The following is an 18,850-nucleotide window of genomic DNA, read 5'->3' as shown; positions in this document are numbered from 1 at the left end:
ATGGCTAAAGAATCAATGAAGGCCCGTGAGGTAAAAAGACAAGCATTAGTAGATAAGTATGCTGCTAAAAGAAAAGCTCTTTTGGAGGCAGGTGACTACGAAGGACTACAAAAATTACCTAAAAATGCTTCTCCAGTTCGTTTACATAACAGATGTAAGTTAACAGGAAGACCTAGAGGGTATATGCGTCAATTCGGTATTTCACGTGTTACTTTCCGTGAAATGGCTAACCAAGGATTGATACCTGGAGTTAAAAAGGCAAGTTGGTAATTAAGATTTAAAGGTAAAAACAATGTATACAGATCCAATAGCAGATTATCTTACAAGAGTTAGAAATGCTGTTCGTGCTAACCACAAAGTGGTAGAGGTACCTGCATCTAACTTCAAAAAAGAAATCACGAAAATTTTATTCGATCAAGGATATATCTTAAGCTATAAATTTGATGATAGTACTGTACAAGGTACAATCAAAATAGCTTTAAAATATGATAAAGACACGAAAGAGTCTGTAATTAGAGATATCCAAAGAATTAGTAAACCAGGTTTGCGTAAATACGCTTCTGCAGCTGATCTTCCTAGAATCTTGAATGGTTTAGGAATCGCTATCGTTTCAACATCAAAAGGATTGATGACTGGGAAACAAGCGAAACAACTTAATGTTGGTGGAGAAGTAGTTTGTTACGTATACTAATTTAAAAAGACTAAGAGATGTCAAGAATAGGAAAAAGTCCAATAGCAATTCCTGCAGGTGTAACGGTTGACGTTAAAGATGGGGAAATCGTTGTTAAAGGGAAATTAGGAGAGCTTACTCAGAAATTCGATACAGTTAGTATTAAAGTTGAAGATAATCACGTTGTAGTAGAGCGTTCTTCTGATTTAAAAGAAGAAAGAGCAAAACACGGATTATACCGTAGTTTAGTGAACAACATGATCACAGGAGTGTCAGAAGGATTCACAATTGCTTTAGAATTAGTAGGGGTAGGTTACCGTGCTGCTAATCAAGGGCAAAAGTTGGATTTGGCATTAGGATTTTCTCATAACATCGTTATTGATGTAGCACCAGAAGTTTCTATTGAAACTATCTCTGAGAAAGGAAAAAATCCAATTGTAAAATTGACTTCATTTGATAAACAATTAGTTGGTCAAGTTGCAGCTAAAATCCGTTCATACCGTAAACCAGAACCTTACAAAGGAAAAGGTATCAAGTTTGTGGGTGAAGAGTTAAGAAGAAAAGCAGGTAAATCAGCTTAAAAATTAAGACTATGTCATTAACAAAATCTGAAAGAAGACAACGTATAAAATTCAGAATCAGAAAGGTTGTAAGCGGTACAGCTGCTCAACCAAGACTTTCTGTATTCAGAAGTAATAAAGAGATCTATGCGCAAATCATAGATGACGTGAGTGGAGTAACTCTAACTTCAGCATCTTCAAGAGAAGCTGGTATAACAAGAGGAACCAATATTGAAACTGCTGCATCGGTTGGGAAACTAATTGCAGAGAAAGCTTTAAAAGCTGGGATAGAAACTGTTTCTTTCGATAGAAATGGTTATTTATACCACGGACGTGTTAAATCACTAGCCGAAGGCGCTAGAGAAGCTGGATTAAAATTCTAATTAGTTATGTATCAAAATTATAAAAACGTAGAATTTGTAAAACCAAGTGGTCTTGATTTAAAAGACCGTTTGGTTAGTGTAAATCGTGTTACCAAAGTAACTAAAGGAGGTCGTGCATTCGGTTTTTCTGCAGTAGTTGTTGTAGGTGACGAGAACGGTGTAGTGGGTCATGGTTTAGGTAAATCGAAAGATGTTTCTGAAGCTATCGCTAAAGCAGTTGAAGACGCGAAGAAAAATTTAGTAAGAGTTCCTTTAAATGGACATACTATCCCTCACGAGCAAAAAGGAAAATTTAGTGGAGCTAGAGTCTTATTGATGCCTGCATCATTAGGTACTGGAGTTATTGCTGGAGGTTCTGTGAGAGCGGTTGTAGAGGCTGTAGGTATTACGGATTTATTATCTAAATCGCAAGGTTCTTCTAACCCACATAACGTGGTGAAGGCTACTTTCGATGCTTTATTACGCCTAAGAGATGCTTCTACAGTTGCAAAACAAAGAGGAATTTCTTTAGAAAAAGTATTTAAAGGTTAATTGAAAGAAGTTATGTCAAAGATATTAGTAAAACAAGTAAGAAGCCAAATCAACTGTCCTCTTGAACAAAAGAGAACATTGGAGGCTTTAGGACTTCGCAAGATGAATCAAGTAGTGGAACATGAAGCTACTAATTCAATCATGGGAATGGTAAAAAAAGTTCAACACTTAGTTTCTGTAGAAGAAATTAAATAATTTTGTAAAGTATGAATTTAAGTAATTTACAGCCAGCAGAAGGTTCAGTACACAACCAAAACAAACGTGTTGGTCGTGGTGAAGGGTCTGGAAAAGGAGGAACTTCTACAAAAGGACATAAAGGAGCTAAATCACGTTCAGGATACTCTAAAAAACTAGGATTTGAAGGAGGGCAAATGCCACTTCAAAGACGTGTACCTAAATTTGGTTTCAAAAATATTAACAGAGTAGAATACGATGTTATTAATTTAGAGAAGTTACAGTCATTAGTAGATAATGGAATCATTACAGATACTGTAGATTTTGATCTATTAGTTGATTTAGGTTTAACTTCTAAGAATAGTTTAGTTAAGGTTTTAGGACGTGGTGAGTTAAAAGCAAAATTAAAAGTTTCAGCTCACAAGTTTTCAGCATCTGCTGTAGAGGCTATCACAGCAGCTGGAGGAGAAATTGTAACGTTATAAAATCTTAGTGAACAAGATGAAAAAGTTTTTTGAAACATTTGCCAGTATTTGGAAAATCGAAGAATTAAAGAACAAAATCTTTTTAACTTTAGGACTATTACTTGTGTACCGTTTTGGTACACAAGTAACCCTTCCAGGTATTGATGCAACAAAATTGCAAGCTTTAACAGAGCAGACTGATCAAGGTATTGGTTGGTTAATTAATGTCTTTACAGGAGGTGCTTTCGCACAAGCTTCTGTATTCGCATTAGGTATTATGCCTTATATTTCTGCTTCTATTGTAGTACAGCTAATGGGAATTGCGGTTCCATATTTACAAAAGCTACAAAATGATGGAGAAAGCGGTAGAAAGAAAATGAACCAAATTACAAGATGGTTAACAATAGGAATTACCTTGTTACAAGGTCCAAGTTACATCTATAACTTGTATGTGCAATTGCCTTCGGATGCATTTTTGCTAGGTTTCAATTCTTTCTCATTCTTGTTTTCTTCAGTAATTATACTAGTTACCGGAACTGTTTTTGCAATGTGGTTAGGTGAAAAGATTACTGATAAAGGTATTGGAAATGGTATTTCATTATTAATTATGATTGGTATTATTGCGAGACTTCCTGTCTCATTTATTCAAGAATTCCAGTCTAGAATTAGTGAAAATAATGGAGGCCTAATGATGGTGGTAATAGAAGTAATTTTATGGTTGTTAATCATTGTTGCTTGTATCTATTTAACTCTTGCTGTAAGAAGAATTCCAGTTCAATATGCAAGAAGAAGTGCTTCTGGAAGTTATGATCAATCTATGTTAGGCGGTAATCGTCAGTGGATTCCATTAAAGTTAAATGCATCGGGAGTTATGCCAATCATTTTTGCTCAAGCAATCATGTTTGTGCCTGCAGCAGTCGCTGGACTGTCTACTTCTGATACTGCGAAATCTATTAGTAATACGTTTCATGATGTATTTGGATGGCAGTATAATTTACTTTTTGCTTTTTTAATCATAATTTTTACGTACTTTTACACCGCAATTACAGTACCTACTAATAAAATGGCAGACGATTTGAAAAGAAGTGGTGGTTTTATCCCAGGTGTTAAGCCTGGAAGTGAGACAGCTGACTACTTAGATAAGATTATGTCATTAATCACTTTCCCTGGATCTCTGTACTTAGCCGTTATCGCAATTTTTCCTGCGATCGTGGTTAGTGTTTTAGGAGTTCAACAAGGATGGGCGATGTTTTATGGTGGAACTTCACTATTGATCATGGTGAGTGTAGTAATCGACACTATGCAGCAAGTCAATGCTTATTTGTTAAATAAACAGTATGACAGCATGATGACTAGTGGTAAAAATAGAAGAGCAATAGCTTAGTTTTTATGGCAAAACAATCAGCAATAGAACAAGACGGAGCAATCATAGAGGCATTATCTAATGCCATGTTCCGTGTGGAATTAGAAAATGGACATGTTGTAATAGCTCATATCTCAGGTAAAATGCGTATGCACTATATTAAGTTGCTGCCAGGAGACAGAGTTAAATTGGAAATGAGTCCATATGACTTGACCAAAGCAAGAATTACTTATAGATATTAAAGAGGCTATTAAAATGAAAGTAAGAGCATCAGTTAAAAAAAGAAGTGCCGAGTGCATTATAGTACGTAGAAAAGGTAGACTTTACGTTATTAATAAAAAGAATCCTAGATTTAATCAAAGACAAGGATAATTATGGCAAGAATCGCAGGGGTAGATATACCTAAACACAAAAGAGGAGTTATTGCTTTAACTTATATCTTCGGAGTTGGTTCAAGTAGAGCAAAAGAAGTTCTAGCGAAAGCTCAAGTTAGTGAAGATAAAAAAGTTCAGGATTGGAACGATGATGAAATCGGGGCAATTCGTGAAGCTGTAGGGCAATTCACAATCGAAGGAGAGTTACGTTCTGAGATTTCATTAAACATTAAACGTTTAATGGATATTGGATGTTACAGAGGAATTCGTCATAGAACTGGTCTTCCACTAAGAGGACAAAGAACTAAGAATAACTCTAGAACAAGAAAAGGTAAAAGAAAAACTGTTGCTAACAAGAAAAAAGCAACTAAATAATAAGTAGTAATATGGCTAAGGCGAATACAAAAAAACGTAAAGTACTTGTTGAATCAACAGGTGAGGCTCATATTAATGCGACGTTTAACAATATCATCATTTCATTAACTAACAAAAAAGGTGAAGTGATCTCTTGGTCATCAGCAGGTAAAATGGGATTCAGAGGTTCTAAAAAGAACACTCCATATGCTGCGCAGATGGCTGCAGAAGATTGTGGTAAAGTTGCACTTGAGGCAGGACTTAAAAAAGTTAAAGTTTATGTAAAAGGACCTGGGAACGGTAGAGAATCTGCAATCCGCTCTTTACATAACAACGGAATTGAAGTAACAGAAATTATTGATATTACTCCAATGCCACATAACGGATGTCGTCCTCCGAAAAGAAGAAGAGTTTAATTTTATAGTATAACACATAAGGTAGGAATGGATTATCGGAGGAAAGTGACCTGAATTCATAATCTCCTACCTTTTTTTAATTTTTTAGAAATGGCAAGATATACTGGTCCACAAACTAAAATCGCGCGTAAATTCGGCGAAGCTATTTTCGGTGATGATAAATCATTTGAAAAAAGAAATTACCCTCCAGGACAACATGGTTTAGCAAAGAAAAGAGGAAAGAAATCTGAGTATGCTATCCAGTTAATGGAAAAACAAAAAGCTAAATATACTTATGGTATTTTAGAAAAGCAATTCCGTAACCTTTACAAAAAAGCTGCTGCAGCTCGTGGAGTAACAGGTGAGGTATTGATTCAATTATGTGAATCAAGATTAGATAACGTTGTTTACAGAATGGGTATTGCTCCTTCTCGTCCAGCAGCGCGTCAAATTGTTTCTCACAGACATATTACTGTTAATGGAGAGGTAGTTAATATCCCTTCTTACCAATTAAAACCTGGTGATAAAGTTGCAGTTCGTGAAAAATCTAAATCTCTAGAAATCATTGAACGTTCGTTATCTAATTCTAGTACTGTTTATGAATGGATTACTTGGAATCCTGAAACTTTAGAGGGAACTTTTGTAGCTATTCCTCAAAGACTTCAAGTTCCAGAAAACATCAAAGAACAGTTAATCGTAGAGTTGTACAACAAATAATAATTGACATTCAGTCGAAACAAATATGGCAATATTTAATTTTCAAAAGCCCGATAAAGTTATCATGATTGATTCGACCGATTTTAAAGGTAAATTCGAATTTAGACCTTTAGAACCGGGATATGGATTGACTATTGGTAATGCATTAAGAAGAGTACTTCTTTCTTCTTTGGAAGGATATGCAATTACTTCAGTTCGTATAGAAGGTGTGGATCATGAGTTTTCTACTATAGCAGGTGTGGTTGAGGATGTAACAGAAATCATTCTTAATTTAAAACAGGTTCGTTTTAAACGTCAAATTGAAGAGGTAGATAGCGAAACTGTAAGTATTTCTTTCTCTGGTAAAGAGCAATTAGCTGCTGGTGACTTTCAAAAGTTCATCTCTAGTTTTCAAGTTCTTAACCCTGATTTAGTTATCTGTAATTTAGATAGTAGTGTTACTATAAATATGGATTTAACTATTGAAAAAGGTAGAGGGTACGTGCCAGCTGAAGAAAATAGAAAGCCAAATGCACCTATCGGAACTATCTTTACAGATTCAATTTATACTCCAGTTAAGAACGTTAAATATGCAATCGAGAACTATCGTGTGGAACAAAAAACTGACTACGAAAAGTTAGTTTTTGATATTGTTACTGATGGTTCCATTCATCCAAAAGATGCATTAACGGAAGCAGCAAAAACTTTGATTCATCATTTTATGCTGTTCTCTGACGAGAGAATTACTTTAGAGGCAGATGAGATCGCTCAAACTGAATCATATGATGAGGAATCATTACATATGAGACAGCTTCTAAAAACTAAATTGGTAGATTTAGATCTTTCAGTTCGAGCATTGAATTGTTTGAAAGCGGCTGAAGTAGATACATTAGGAGATTTAGTTTCATTTAACAAAAATGACTTAATGAAGTTCAGAAACTTTGGTAAAAAATCTTTATCAGAGTTAGAAGAATTAGTTTCTGTTAAGGGATTAAATTTTGGTATGGATCTATCCAAATACAAATTAGATAAAGAATAAACTAGACCTAATAAAGTCTAAATTCTAGAAAGTAATGAGACACGGAAAAAAAATTAATAACTTAGGTAGAAAAGCTGGTCATAGAAAAGCTATGTTAGCTAATATGGCTTGTTCTTTAATTGAGCACAAGCGTATTAATACTACTGTTGCTAAAGCTAAAGCTTTACAACAATATATCGAACCATTAGTAACTAAGGCTAAAACTGATGACACTCATAATCGTCGTGTAGTTTTCTCTTATATCAAACAAAAAGAAGCTGTTACTGAATTATTCAGAGAGGTTGCTCAAAAAGTTGGAGATCGTCCAGGTGGTTATACTCGTATTATCAAATTAGGTAATCGTTTAGGAGATAATGCTGATATGGCTATGATTGAATTTGTAGATTTTAACGAAATCTATAACGTTGCTAAAAAAGAAGCTAAAAAGACTACTCGTAGAGGTAAGAAAAAAGCTACTGAAGAGGTAACAAATGCAGAAGTTCAATCTTCAAACGAAGGTGAGACTAATGAATAATAATTTTGCTTTTCATAGATTAGTGAAATAATAATATAAAAGGACATTCTTTTAGAGAATGTCCTTTTTTTATGTTTTTTTTTAAATTAATTTTGTAGCGTTAAACAACGGTTAATAATGGAATATAACAAGAAAGAAAGCGCAGTAATAGTACTTAATGATGGTACTGTTTTTTATGGAAAATCTGTAGGTATCCCCGGTACTGCTTATGGAGAAATCTGTTTCAATACTGGAATGACAGGTTACCAAGAGGTTTTTACCGATCCATCTTATTTCGGTCAAATAATGTTAGCTACTAGTCCTCATATTGGAAACTATGGTGTTAATAAGCAGGAAACAGATTCAGATGGTATTAAGATTGCTGGATTAGTTTGTAAAAATTTCAGCAATTTCCATTCAAGACCAGATTCTTATGCAAGTTTGTTAAGTTATTTTCAAGAGCATAATTTAGTAGCTATAAGTGATGTAGATACACGTGCTTTGACTGCTTATATTCGCGATAATGGAGCAATGAATGCTATTATTTGTACAGATGGTACACCTGTTGAAGAATTAAAAATTCGTCTTAAGCAGATACCATCTATGGATGGATTAGAGTTAGCCTCTAAAGTTTCTACTAAAGTGGCTTATACATATGGAAGTGAAAATGCTACATATCGTGTTGCTGCTTTAGATTTTGGAATAAAGACTGGAATTTTACGTTGTTTAGCTGAGCGTGATTGCTTTGTTAAGGTTTTTCCTTATGATTCTAGCTTTGAAAGTATGATGGAATTTAATCCAGATGGAATTTTTCTTTCTAATGGCCCTGGGGATCCTGCAGCACTTGGAGAACTTGGTGTTTTAGAAGTAGTAAAACAAGTATTAGATGCTGATAAACCGGTTTTTGGTATTTGTTTAGGACATCAATTAATTGGTTTGTCTCAAGGTGTAGGAACTTTCAAGATGTTTAGTGGTCACCGTGGTGTTAATCACCCAGTGAAAAATTTATTTTCTGGTCTAGGAGAGATTACTTCGCAAAATCATGGATTTGCAATCAAAAAAGAAGATTTAGATGAGCATGCAAGTCTTGAGTTATCGCATGTACATTTAAATGATGGAACCGTTGCAGGAATGCGTATGAAGGACAAAGATGTTTTCTCTGTTCAGTATCACCCTGAAGCAAGTCCAGGACCACATGATTCAAGATATCTTTTTGATGAGTTTGTAGAAAATATGAAAAAAACGAAAGTAGCTATATAATAGCTACTTTTTTTTGCTTACTGTGGGTTTTAACTATTGAATTGTAAAGTTTTTTTGCTTTTAAATTTGTAGTTTTGCTTTAACTAAATTTTAAAGACACAATTATAATATGAGTACAATCGTTAGTGTGCACGCACGTCAAATTTTAGACTCTAGGGGGAACCCTACTGTAGAGGTAGATGTGGTTACTGATCAAGGTTTCTTAGGTAGAGCGGCAGTGCCCTCTGGAGCATCTACTGGTGAGCATGAAGCTGTAGAGCTACGTGATGGAGGTAAAGCTTTTTTAGGTAAAGGAGTTTTAAAAGCTGTTGAGAATGTAAATACTATCATTGCTGAGAGTATAGTGGGTATGGATGCCATGGATCAAAATGCAATTGACCAGCTGATGATTGAATTAGATGGGACAAGTAATAAGAGTAACTTAGGTGCAAATGCTATTTTAGGGGTGTCTTTAGCTGTGGCTAAAGCGGCAGCTTTAGAATTAGGTATGCCTTTGTATCGTTATATTGGTGGAGTTAGCGCAAATACTTTGCCAGTTCCAATGATGAATATTATTAATGGTGGATCTCACTCTGATGCTCCTATAGCTTTTCAAGAATTTATGATCATGCCTGTTAAGGCAGAGAGTTTTTCACAGGCTTTGCAAATGGGTGCCGAAATTTTCCATAGCCTTAAAAATGTGTTGCACCAACGTGGTTTGAGTACAGCTGTGGGTGATGAAGGAGGATTTGCTCCGACTTTAAATGGTACAGAGGATGCCCTGGATTGCATTAAAAAAGCAGTAGAGAATGCAGGTTATTCCTTTGGAGATCAAATAATGTTGGCTTTAGATTGTGCTGCTTCGGAATTTTACGTAGATGGAAAGTATGATTATGCGAAGTTTGAAGGTAATAGTGGCAAAGTGCGTAGTTCATTTGAACAAGCTGACTACTTAGCAGAATTAACCCAAAAGTATCCGATTATTTCTATTGAGGATGGGATGTATGAGGATGACTGGGAAGGATGGAAGTATTTGACCGAAAAAATTGGAGATAAGGTCCAATTAGTTGGAGATGATTTGTTTGTTACAAATGTGGATAGATTACAAAGAGGAGTTAAAGAGGGTATTGGTAACTCTATTTTAATTAAGGTTAATCAAATTGGTACTTTAACAGAAACTATCGCGGCAGTTAATATGGCTAAAAATGCTGGATTCACATCAGTTATGTCTCATCGATCAGGGGAAACTGAAGATAGTACCATAGCAGATTTGGCAGTAGCGCTTAATTGTGGACAAATAAAAACGGGATCTGCTTCACGTTCTGATAGGATGGCAAAGTATAATCAATTACTAAGAATAGAAGAAGAGTTAGGTTCTGTTGCTTATTATCCTGGCAATAAGGCTTTTAAAATAAATTAAAAACTACAAAGTATACCAATACCTCGAATTTTTCGAGGTATTGTTTTTTTATAATCTTTTTACCAAATTTATTGCTGAAATGATAATTTTGATTGTCTTAGATTTTTATTCAATTATTCTGTGTGTAAAAGGTTTGTATATATGATTAATATTGCTGTTGTTGTGTGTATTTAACTTGTAGATATGTTTATTTTTTTATATCTTTCCTTCTCAAAAATTACTAACGTTTTATGCATTAGTAAAGATTAAAAAGAAATAGTAAAAAAATAAAATAAATACAATATGTCTAAAACAGCTTATATTGAAATAGACGGTCAAAGACACGAATTTCCTGTGTTAGTTGGTACTGAGAATGAAGTAGCAATTGATATTTTAAAATTGCGTGCTCTAACTGGAGCTATTACATATGACCCAGGGTATAAGAACTCAGGTTCATGCCAAAGTGCAATTACGTACCTAGATGGAGAAGAGGGGATTTTACGTTATAGAGGTTACTCTATAGAGGATTTAGCTGCTAATTCTAATTTTTTAGAAGTAGCTTATTTAATCATTTTTGGTGAATTACCGACTAAAAATCAATTAGCTGATTTTGAAACCGATATTAAAAAATATACTTTAGTAAACGAGGAAATGCGCAAGATTATTGATGGATTTCCTAGAACAGCACACCCGATGGGCGTTTTAGCTTCATTAACTAGTGCTTTAACAGCGTTTAATCCTAAAGTTGTTGATGCTGATTGCAAAAAATCACTGTATGATGCTGTGTGTAAGACTATGGCTAAATTTCTTGTTATCGCAACTTGGACTTACCGTAAAGCAAAAGGATATCCATTAAATTATTATGATAATACAGAGAGCTATGTGGATAACTTTTTAAAATTAATGTTTGCTTTGCCAACAGAACCTTATGTGATAGATCCGGTGGTTAAGAATGCGATTGATAAATTATTTATTTTACATGCTGATCACGAGCAAAATTGTTCTACTTCTACAGTTCGAATGGTTGGGTCATCTCATGCAGGTTTATTTGCTTCTATCTCAGCAGGTGTTTCTGCTTTATGGGGGCCATTACACGGTGGTGCTAATCAAGCAGTTTTAGAAATGCTTGAAGCTATTCAGAACGATGGTGGTGATGTGGATAAGTATATTGCTAAGGCTAAAGATAAAGACGATTCTTTCCGTTTAATGGGATTCGGACATAGAGTTTATAAAAACTTTGATCCACGTGCACGTATAATCAAGAAGGCAGCTGATGAAGTATTAGATAAATTAGGTGTGGATGATCCAGTTTTGGAAATAGCTAAAAAGCTTGAGGCTGCTGCTTTAAAGGATCCTTATTTTGTGGATCGTCATTTATATCCTAATGTGGATTTCTATTCAGGAATTATTTATCGTGCTTTGGGAATCCCTACAGAAATGTTCACTGTAATGTTTGCTATCGGACGTCTTCCAGGATGGATTGCGCAATGGAAAGAAATGCGTATAAACAAAGAACCAATTGGTAGACCACGTCAGGTTTATATTGGTGAGAATTTACGCGAATATGTACCTATGAAGGATAGAGATTAATTTTTATTCATAAAAAGAGCCACTTAAGAGTGGCTCTTTTGTTTTTGTATAGCGATGCGCAGTATCTATATAGTGTTTTTACTATATTTGTCAAAAAGTATACATATGTTGAATTTAAATGTAGTAAACGAGACTAGTAGATTGCGGGCTGTGGTCCTTGGCACAGCTGTCAGTAATGGACCCACCCCTTTAGCACATGAGGCATACGATCCGAAATCTTTAGAGCATATTTTGCAAGGAACTTATCCCTTGGAAAAAGATATGATAGGTGAGATGGACGGCCTTGAAAAAGTTTTTCTTAAGTATGACGTTCAGGTTTTTAGGCCAGAGGTTATACCAGATTATAATCAAATTTTCACAAGAGATATTGGTTTTGTTATCGAGGATAAATTTATAAAAGCCAATATACTTCCTGATCGCGCAGCTGAACTTTCAGCAATAGATTATGTTTTAAACAAAATAGATCCAAATAAAATTATATCAGCACCCGAGGAAGTACATTTTGAAGGTGGCGATGTAATGTTATGGAATGATTATATTTTTGTTGGAACATATAAACGTGATAATTATAAGGATTTTATTACCGCTCGTACAAATGGTTTGGGAGTTGAGTTTATTGCCGATTTATTTCCGCACAAAACAGTTTTAAGTTTTGATTTAATAAAGTCTAGAACCCAAGCAAGAGATAACGCTTTACACTTAGATTGTTGCTTCCAACCTATTGGCGGCAATAGAGCTATTATATATAAGGAGGGATTTTATGATCCTAAGGAATATCATTTATTAGTGGATATTTTTGGAATGAATAACTTATTTCATATCACTAAGGATGAGATGTACCACATGTTTTCCAATGTTTTTTCCATTGATGAAAATATTATTATTTCCGAGAAATATTTTACTCGTTTAAATAATTGGTTGAAAAATCAGGGTTTCACTGTAGAAGAGGTAAACTATCATGAGATAGCTAAACAAGAAGGTCTTTTAAGATGCAGTACTTTACCACTTATTAGAGATTAATTAAAAAATATAAGTATGCAAATAACAAATTCTATTTTAATGATACGACCTGTTGCGTTTCGTATGAATGAGCAAACGGCTGTTAATAATTATTACCAAAAGGTTTTAGATAATGTTTCCCCGGATACCGTAAATGCTAAGGCACAAGCTGAATTTGATGCTTTTGTTGATAAGTTAACGGCTGTTGGGGTAGATGTAACTGTAGTACAGGATACTGTGGAGCCTAACACTCCAGATAGTATTTTTCCTAATAATTGGATTTCTTTTCACGACACAGCGGAAGTTGTTTTATATCCTATGTTTGCTCCAAATCGAAGAGCAGAAAGACGTGAAGATATATTAGATATTCTTGAAGAGAAAGGATTTCTTATTCAGGATATATGGGATTATACCAGTGCGGAGCAAGATAATGTATTTTTAGAAGGAACTGGAAGTTTAATTCTTGATAGAGTTAATCGCATAGCCTATTGCGCTTTATCAGAACGTGCACATGAAGATTTAGTGATTGAGTTTTGCGAAGAATTTGAAATGGATCCTGTTATTTTCGAGGCTTTTCATACAGTAGATGGTCAGCGAAAAAATATTTATCATACCAATGTGATGATGTGTTTAGGTGATACCTTTGCAATTATTTGTGAAGATTCTATCGATGATAAGCAAGAAAGAAAAATTGTGCTTAATCATTTAAAAAGGTCTGGTAAGGAAGTGATAACAATTTCTGAGCAGCAGTTGAATTTTTTCGCGGGAAATATGTTAGAAGTCCTAGGATCTCAAGATAAGAAGTACTTGGTTATGTCTAGTCAGGCCTTTAATTGTTTAACTAACCAACAGATATCCGCAATTGAAAAACATTGTGAAATTTTACACAGTAATTTAGATACCATAGAAGCTTGTGGAGGAGGAAGTGCCCGTTGTATGATGGCTGAGATTTTCTTGCCCAAAGCATAAATAAAGATCGCAAAAGTGAAGAGATAATCTTCACTTTTTTTTTGCTAATTATTATTATTTAAAATGAGTATAAATAATAATAATTTATATATATTTGCACTATCAAATTAAAATTGGTCTTAATAAAAAAAAATATAAATGAAACGCAAGTCACTTTACGTACTTGGTTTATGTTCTTTTCTTGGTTCTAGTGCTTTAGCTCAAGATACTTTAAGTTCACCGCAACATAAATTGGAGGAAATCGTTATTACTGGGCAATATAATCCGCAATCTATAAATAAAGCAGTTAATAATGTTACTGTGCTAAATAGACAACGTATTGAAAATCTTGGAGCGGTAACTCTAGCCGACGCGCTTAATCAAGTTATGAATATTTCGATTTTACCTAATGCCTCAACAGGACGCTCTAGCGTGAAAATGTTTGGACTAGATGGACAATACTTTACGATTCTTGTTGATAATGTTCCTATGATAAGTGATGAAGGTTTTGGTAATAATACCGATCTTACTCAAATCAATTTGGATGATATTGCACAAATAGAAATTGTAGAGGGAGCTATGGGAGTGGATTATGGAGCTAATGCCGTTACGGGAATCATTAATATTATTACAAAAAAGAATAATATTAATGATTGGAATGTAAGCGCTTTTGTTCAGGAAGAGACAGTTGGTAAAGAATACAATTTAACAAATCAGGGTAAACATATACAAGGTGCTACAATTGGACATAATATAAATGATAATATTTATGCAAGTGTAAGTTATACGCATAATGACTTTAAGGGCTGGTATGATAAACGCAAGGGATTTACGTATTTTGGAGATGAAGATAAGCGCGGACATGAATGGCTTCCAAAGAATCAAAATAACGTAAAAGCATTTATAAATTACCATAAAGGTTCATATCGTGTTTTTTATAAATTTGAATACTTTGATGAGAGAATGAAAAACTACTCTAAGTTATTTGATATTAATGAGGATCCTTTATTTGGTACTACCGATCCAGTAGCTTCAGATAAAATATTAAATACACAAAGATGGTCAAATGTTTTGAATACTTCCGGACGAGTAAAAGATTTGGTTTTCTTTGACCTTTCTTTTTCTTATCAAAAGCAAGATAAGTATACCGATAGTTATAGGTATAGAATTAAATATGATGAAAAGTTTGATCGAAATGATGTAAAGTCAGAAAGTAGAGAGGTATTATTTTCTCGAGGTACTTTTAGTGATTTTATTAAGTGGGAAAATGCTAAATTTCAAGTTGGTTATGAGCTAACAAATAGTAAAGGTTTTTCTGCTATGAGTGCTGGGTTAGGGGAAAAGCCACAAAGCCATACTTTAGGTAGTTATGATTTTTATGCTTCATCAGAAATAAATGTTTTACCGCGTTTTATGATACGTCCTGGTTATCGACTATTAACATCTAACACCTTTAAAAGTGAGAACGCCTATAGTTTAGTTTTAAAATATGTATTGAATAGTGGCTATGAAATTCGTGCTACATTGGGTACTTCACCTAGATTGCCAAATTATGAAGAAATGTATACTTATTTTGTAGATGTTAATCATGATTTACAAGGTAATCCGAATTTAAAACCAGAGAAAGGAAACACCGTTTTTATAAATTTGAAAAAGGATATTGAACTTTCGTCTGATTTGGAGGTAAGTACAAGTTTAACTGGACGTTACTTAGAAGTTGACGATAAGATAGATGTTGTTCAAATAAGTGATCCAACTGGGTTGAAATTTAAATATATGAATGTTGATCGCTATAGAAATATGGGGGTGACTTTTTTAAATCAACTTAGTTGGAGGAATTTAGATTTTGGGGTTGGCTTTACTATCTCAGGATCAGCACAGCAAATGTATGAAGCTCCAACGGATACCGATAAATTTTTATATACGCCAGAGGTTACCGCCAATGTGAGTTACAGACTACCAAAAACAAATACTAGTTTATCATTGTATTATAAATACAATGGTGCCGAGTATAAGTACGTTATGGAATCTGATTTAATAGGTGATTATTATTATAAAGGTAAGCAAGATAGTTATTCGTGGTTGGACTTTAGTGTTAGACAACCTTTTTTAGAAAGAAAGTTTACTGCTACTTTAGGTGTTCGAAATATTTTTAATGTTACAAATTTAAAAACCACAGCCAATGGTGCCACTGCACATGAACCTGGGTCAACTGTAATGCCAATTGCTTACGGGAGAAGTGTGTTTTTAAAAGTTCAATATAATTTAGGGTTTTAAAAGAAATGATAAATAAAATTTGTAAAATACTTGTAAGTTTAACAATTATACTAGGTGTTTGTTCTTGTGAAAAGGATTCAAATTCAGGTAATAACGAAGTGCGAGAATTCATAGTTGCTTTTAAAGAACAATCTATTCTTTATAAAGATATTAATGGTAGTGTTGAAATTCCTTTGGTATTTTCACATATAGCTCAACAAAGCGGTAGTGTTGAAGTATTGGTGGTGCCTACAGATGTTGAACTTGGGGTGGAATTTCAGACAATTCCTGAACCAAATTCTAGTTTTCGTTTAAATTTACCTTTTGAAAAAGGAGATTCGAGTGTGGGATTTGTTTTTGAAAATTTACTGGAAAAAAACGAAATAACCGATGGGACAGTTCAATTTAAAATTGAAAAGATTAACTATCAAGCAGCAGAGCCTGTAATTAGGGGATTTGATATTTTATATGTAAGTAATAATGCATCGATGGGCGGGGTAATTGCTCCAGATTTGGGAGGACCAAATGAGAAAAATCAAGTTTATGTGAGTCTTGCCGATAAAGCAACTTATGTGGTGGAGAGAGATTCTTGGGATTTAGCATTTTACAATCAAGATGATTTTGTGGTTAAATTAAATAGTTCTATTTATATGGCTGCAAAAAAACTTGCATTTACTGATATAACACAACCGTTATCAACTTCTTTGATAGAGGAATTAAAACAGAGCGTGAAAATTGGGACTTTTGACCCCTATAATATTGCATATATTGATGATCCAAGTGGGAATTTAAGTAAAACAGCTATAGCCAAGATTAGTGAGAATGATAACGAGAATTTTGTTTATTTTCTTAATATGGGTAGTGAGCCCGGTAGTAATGTGGGTGTGGTTGCAGGTAGTGTTAATGTAGCTGGTAAGGCTAGAGGTTGGAAAAAGATACGTATTTTAAAGCGAGGTGATGATTATTTGTTGCAATGGGCAGATTTGCAATCAAGCACTTATGAACAAAAGTTATTAAAGAAAGATAGTAGTTATAATTTTAACTTTTTTAGCTTCAATACTAATAATTTAACCCAAGTAGAGCCCACTGCTCATAAATGGGATATGAATTTTACAGTTTTCACCAATACAATAGATCAAAGAGGTGAGTCTAAAGGGTCTTATGGGTTTTCTGATTTTATCTTAAATAATAGATATGGTGGAGTTTCAGCATATATGGTAACTATTGCTGATGGAGATAAAAACTATTATAAGGATTTTGAACTATCTCAAGTAGATCCAGGTAAATTTAGTTTTGATTTACGTACAATAGGTGGGACCTGGAGGGATGTTACTAGTGATAAGATTTTATTTAAGAACATTTTCTATGTATTAAAGGACGCTGAAGGAAACTATTATAAGTTTAGAATGCTTAGTTTTACCGATGATAAGGGAAACAGAGGATACCCGAGATTTGAATATAGTTTGCTACAATAGATCTTAATTATAAAAGTCATTGTTGTAAATAATAATATACTCCGCTTATTGTTGTGAGTTGTTAGTTTATTTTGTTGATGAACCCCGTATTGTTTAATGCGGGGTTTGTTTATTATGGGAATTATAGTAATACAGGTTGTTAAACTTTGATTAATAGAGGAGTTACTTTAATGTCAATTGGTTATATTTAGACATATTATATTAGTGTATTATGAGTGAAAAAAAAATATCTTTTTCTTTTTTAGATTTAGCGATTATAGGTGATGGTAAGACAACACAAGAAACACTTAATAATGTTTTACTAACTGCTCAAATGGCTGAGAATTTGGGTTATCGTCGTTTTTGGTTGGCGGAGCACCATAATATGGAAAACATAGCTAGTTCTGCAACAGCTGTATTAATCGGTTATGTGGCACAGGGAAGCCGTAGTATTCGAGTTGGCTCAGGGGGTATTATGTTGCCAAATCATTCAAGCCTAGTAGTGGCTGAACAATTTGGTACTTTAGAAACACTTTATCCTGACCGTATTGACCTGGGGTTAGGTAGGGCTCCAGGTACGGATCAGTTAACAGCTATGGCTTTAAGGAGAAATACAAGTTTTGATCCCCGTGATTTTCCTAGGCAGATTCAAGAGCTTAGGCAGTATTTTAGTGTAAATGATTCGAGTGTGCCTGTGCGCGCATTTCCAGGAGAAGGTACTAATGTGAAGATGTGGATATTAGGTTCTAGTATTGATAGTGCTTATTTAGCAGCAGAATTGGGATTGCCTTATGCCTTTGCAAGTCACTTTGCTCCCAATCAAATTCAGCAAGCTGGTTCTATATATAGGAAGAACTTTAAAAAAAGTGAATTTTTGGATAGACCCTACTTTATGCCTTGTGTGAATGCTATCTTGGCCGATACCCAACAAGAGGCAGATTATTTAGCTACTTCATTTTATAGAATGTTTCTAGGTATCATTAGAAACGATAGAAAACCTTTACAACGACCAATAGGTAGTATGGAAGGTCTTTGGAATGATACGGAGAAGGAATATGTGCACAATATGACTGCTTGTTCTTTTATAGGAACAAAGCAGGAGCTTGTTTCTGATGTCAAACGTTTTTGCGATGTCTTAGAAGTAGATGAATTAATGGTAACATCTCCTATTTATGATTATAGAGCGAGGCAAAAAAGTATAACTTTGTTTGCCGAACTGATGAAAGAATTATAAAAAAAAATATTTTGTAGTAATTGTAATGTAAGATATTTGTTGTTAGGTGATTAACTTTTGAAGTGAAAAATAAAGTAAAATAAAGTAAAATAAAGTTTGGAAGTTGCTCGGAAGTTTCTACTTTTGCATCCGCATTCAAGGCAGACGTTCTAATACAAAATAAGAGTAAAGTATCCTTAAAAAACATTAAGAAAGATTTTGAAAAATAAATTTGGATAATGAAAAAATAAGGTAG

The 18,850-nt window shown here is 34.0% G+C and carries 23 protein-coding genes; all 23 read left to right on the top strand.

Annotated elements, in window-relative coordinates; genetic code table 11:
- The 23 genes from rpsN (at position 1) to ACYSNV_RS11550 (ending at position 18,615) form a co-directional block, all read left to right on the top strand.
- A complete protein-coding gene (rpsN, locus tag ACYSNV_RS11660; RefSeq protein ID WP_010251725.1) occupies positions 1-270 on the top strand; it encodes a 30S ribosomal protein S14 in 270 nt (89 codons plus the stop codon).
- Positions 271-292: 22 nt separating this feature from the next.
- A complete protein-coding gene (gene rpsH, locus ACYSNV_RS11655) occupies positions 293-691 on the top strand; it encodes a 30S ribosomal protein S8 (protein ID WP_461762723.1) in 399 nt (132 codons plus the stop codon).
- A 17-nt stretch (positions 692-708) separates the two neighbouring features.
- Positions 709-1,251 carry a 50S ribosomal protein L6 gene (gene rplF / locus ACYSNV_RS11650; protein WP_461762722.1) on the top strand — a complete coding sequence of 181 codons (543 nt, stop codon included), beginning with the start codon at positions 709-711 and terminating at the stop codon, positions 1,249-1,251.
- A gap of 11 nt (positions 1,252-1,262) precedes the next feature.
- Complete coding sequence (rplR, locus tag ACYSNV_RS11645; protein ID WP_461762721.1) at positions 1,263-1,613, top strand: 50S ribosomal protein L18; 351 nt, start codon at positions 1,263-1,265, stop codon at positions 1,611-1,613.
- Between the two features lie 6 nt (positions 1,614-1,619).
- Complete coding sequence (gene rpsE / locus ACYSNV_RS11640; protein WP_461762720.1) at positions 1,620-2,144, top strand: 30S ribosomal protein S5; 525 nt, start codon at positions 1,620-1,622, stop codon at positions 2,142-2,144.
- 12 nt (positions 2,145-2,156) lie between these two features.
- Entirely contained in the window at positions 2,157-2,339 is a 183-nt protein-coding gene (rpmD, locus tag ACYSNV_RS11635) for a 50S ribosomal protein L30 (protein ID WP_461762719.1), read from the top strand.
- Positions 2,340-2,350: 11 nt separating this feature from the next.
- Positions 2,351-2,803 carry a 50S ribosomal protein L15 gene (gene rplO, locus ACYSNV_RS11630; protein WP_461762718.1) on the top strand — a complete coding sequence of 151 codons (453 nt, stop codon included), beginning with the start codon at positions 2,351-2,353 and terminating at the stop codon, positions 2,801-2,803.
- Positions 2,804-2,819: 16 nt separating this feature from the next.
- Positions 2,820-4,166 carry a preprotein translocase subunit SecY gene (gene secY / locus ACYSNV_RS11625; protein WP_461762790.1) on the top strand — a complete coding sequence of 449 codons (1,347 nt, stop codon included), beginning with the start codon at positions 2,820-2,822 and terminating at the stop codon, positions 4,164-4,166.
- A gap of 5 nt (positions 4,167-4,171) precedes the next feature.
- Positions 4,172-4,387: a translation initiation factor IF-1 gene (gene infA, locus ACYSNV_RS11620; protein ID WP_002987492.1), complete on the top strand. Its 216-nt coding sequence runs from the start codon at positions 4,172-4,174 to the stop codon at positions 4,385-4,387.
- A 13-nt stretch (positions 4,388-4,400) separates the two neighbouring features.
- Positions 4,401-4,517 (top strand): type B 50S ribosomal protein L36, encoded by a 117-nt coding sequence (gene ykgO / locus ACYSNV_RS11615; RefSeq protein ID WP_461754261.1) that lies wholly within the window; start codon positions 4,401-4,403, stop codon positions 4,515-4,517.
- 2 nt (positions 4,518-4,519) lie between these two features.
- Positions 4,520-4,894, top strand: a complete 375-nt coding sequence (rpsM, locus tag ACYSNV_RS11610) for a 30S ribosomal protein S13 (protein ID WP_461762717.1) — start codon at positions 4,520-4,522, stop codon at positions 4,892-4,894.
- Positions 4,895-4,905: 11 nt separating this feature from the next.
- A complete protein-coding gene (gene rpsK / locus ACYSNV_RS11605; protein ID WP_010251764.1) occupies positions 4,906-5,289 on the top strand; it encodes a 30S ribosomal protein S11 in 384 nt (127 codons plus the stop codon).
- 90 nt (positions 5,290-5,379) lie between these two features.
- The gene (gene rpsD / locus ACYSNV_RS11600; RefSeq protein WP_461762716.1) at positions 5,380-5,985 is read left to right on the top strand and encodes a 30S ribosomal protein S4; all 606 of its coding nucleotides are present in this window, start codon (positions 5,380-5,382) and stop codon (positions 5,983-5,985) included.
- Between the two features lie 25 nt (positions 5,986-6,010).
- Entirely contained in the window at positions 6,011-7,003 is a 993-nt protein-coding gene (locus ACYSNV_RS11595) for a DNA-directed RNA polymerase subunit alpha (RefSeq protein WP_461762715.1), read from the top strand.
- 34 nt (positions 7,004-7,037) lie between these two features.
- A complete protein-coding gene (gene rplQ / locus ACYSNV_RS11590) occupies positions 7,038-7,517 on the top strand; it encodes a 50S ribosomal protein L17 (RefSeq protein WP_461762714.1) in 480 nt (159 codons plus the stop codon).
- 117 nt (positions 7,518-7,634) lie between these two features.
- Positions 7,635-8,756, top strand: coding sequence for a glutamine-hydrolyzing carbamoyl-phosphate synthase small subunit (gene carA, locus ACYSNV_RS11585; RefSeq protein ID WP_461762713.1), 1,122 nt, complete (start codon positions 7,635-7,637; stop codon positions 8,754-8,756).
- A 109-nt stretch (positions 8,757-8,865) separates the two neighbouring features.
- Positions 8,866-10,155 (top strand): phosphopyruvate hydratase, encoded by a 1,290-nt coding sequence (gene eno, locus ACYSNV_RS11580; RefSeq protein WP_461762712.1) that lies wholly within the window; start codon positions 8,866-8,868, stop codon positions 10,153-10,155.
- A gap of 282 nt (positions 10,156-10,437) precedes the next feature.
- Positions 10,438-11,724 carry a citrate synthase gene (locus ACYSNV_RS11575; protein ID WP_461762711.1) on the top strand — a complete coding sequence of 429 codons (1,287 nt, stop codon included), beginning with the start codon at positions 10,438-10,440 and terminating at the stop codon, positions 11,722-11,724.
- 105 nt (positions 11,725-11,829) lie between these two features.
- Entirely contained in the window at positions 11,830-12,744 is a 915-nt protein-coding gene (locus ACYSNV_RS11570; RefSeq protein WP_461762710.1) for a dimethylarginine dimethylaminohydrolase family protein, read from the top strand.
- Positions 12,745-12,759: 15 nt separating this feature from the next.
- Positions 12,760-13,692 carry a citrulline utilization hydrolase CtlX gene (ctlX, locus tag ACYSNV_RS11565; protein WP_461762709.1) on the top strand — a complete coding sequence of 311 codons (933 nt, stop codon included), beginning with the start codon at positions 12,760-12,762 and terminating at the stop codon, positions 13,690-13,692.
- 138 nt (positions 13,693-13,830) lie between these two features.
- A complete protein-coding gene (locus ACYSNV_RS11560) occupies positions 13,831-15,948 on the top strand; it encodes a TonB-dependent receptor plug domain-containing protein (protein WP_461762708.1) in 2,118 nt (705 codons plus the stop codon).
- A 5-nt stretch (positions 15,949-15,953) separates the two neighbouring features.
- On the top strand, positions 15,954-17,402 hold the full coding sequence (locus ACYSNV_RS11555) for an HmuY family protein (RefSeq protein ID WP_461762707.1): 1,449 nt from the start codon (positions 15,954-15,956) through the stop codon (positions 17,400-17,402).
- Between the two features lie 211 nt (positions 17,403-17,613).
- Positions 17,614-18,615, top strand: a complete 1,002-nt coding sequence (locus ACYSNV_RS11550) for an LLM class flavin-dependent oxidoreductase (protein ID WP_461762706.1) — start codon at positions 17,614-17,616, stop codon at positions 18,613-18,615.
- Positions 18,616-18,850 lie beyond the last annotated feature (235 nt).

The sequence above is a fragment of the Myroides sp. LJL119 genome, from assembly GCF_054871605.1.
This window is presented reverse-complemented; position numbering and strand designations above follow the sequence as displayed.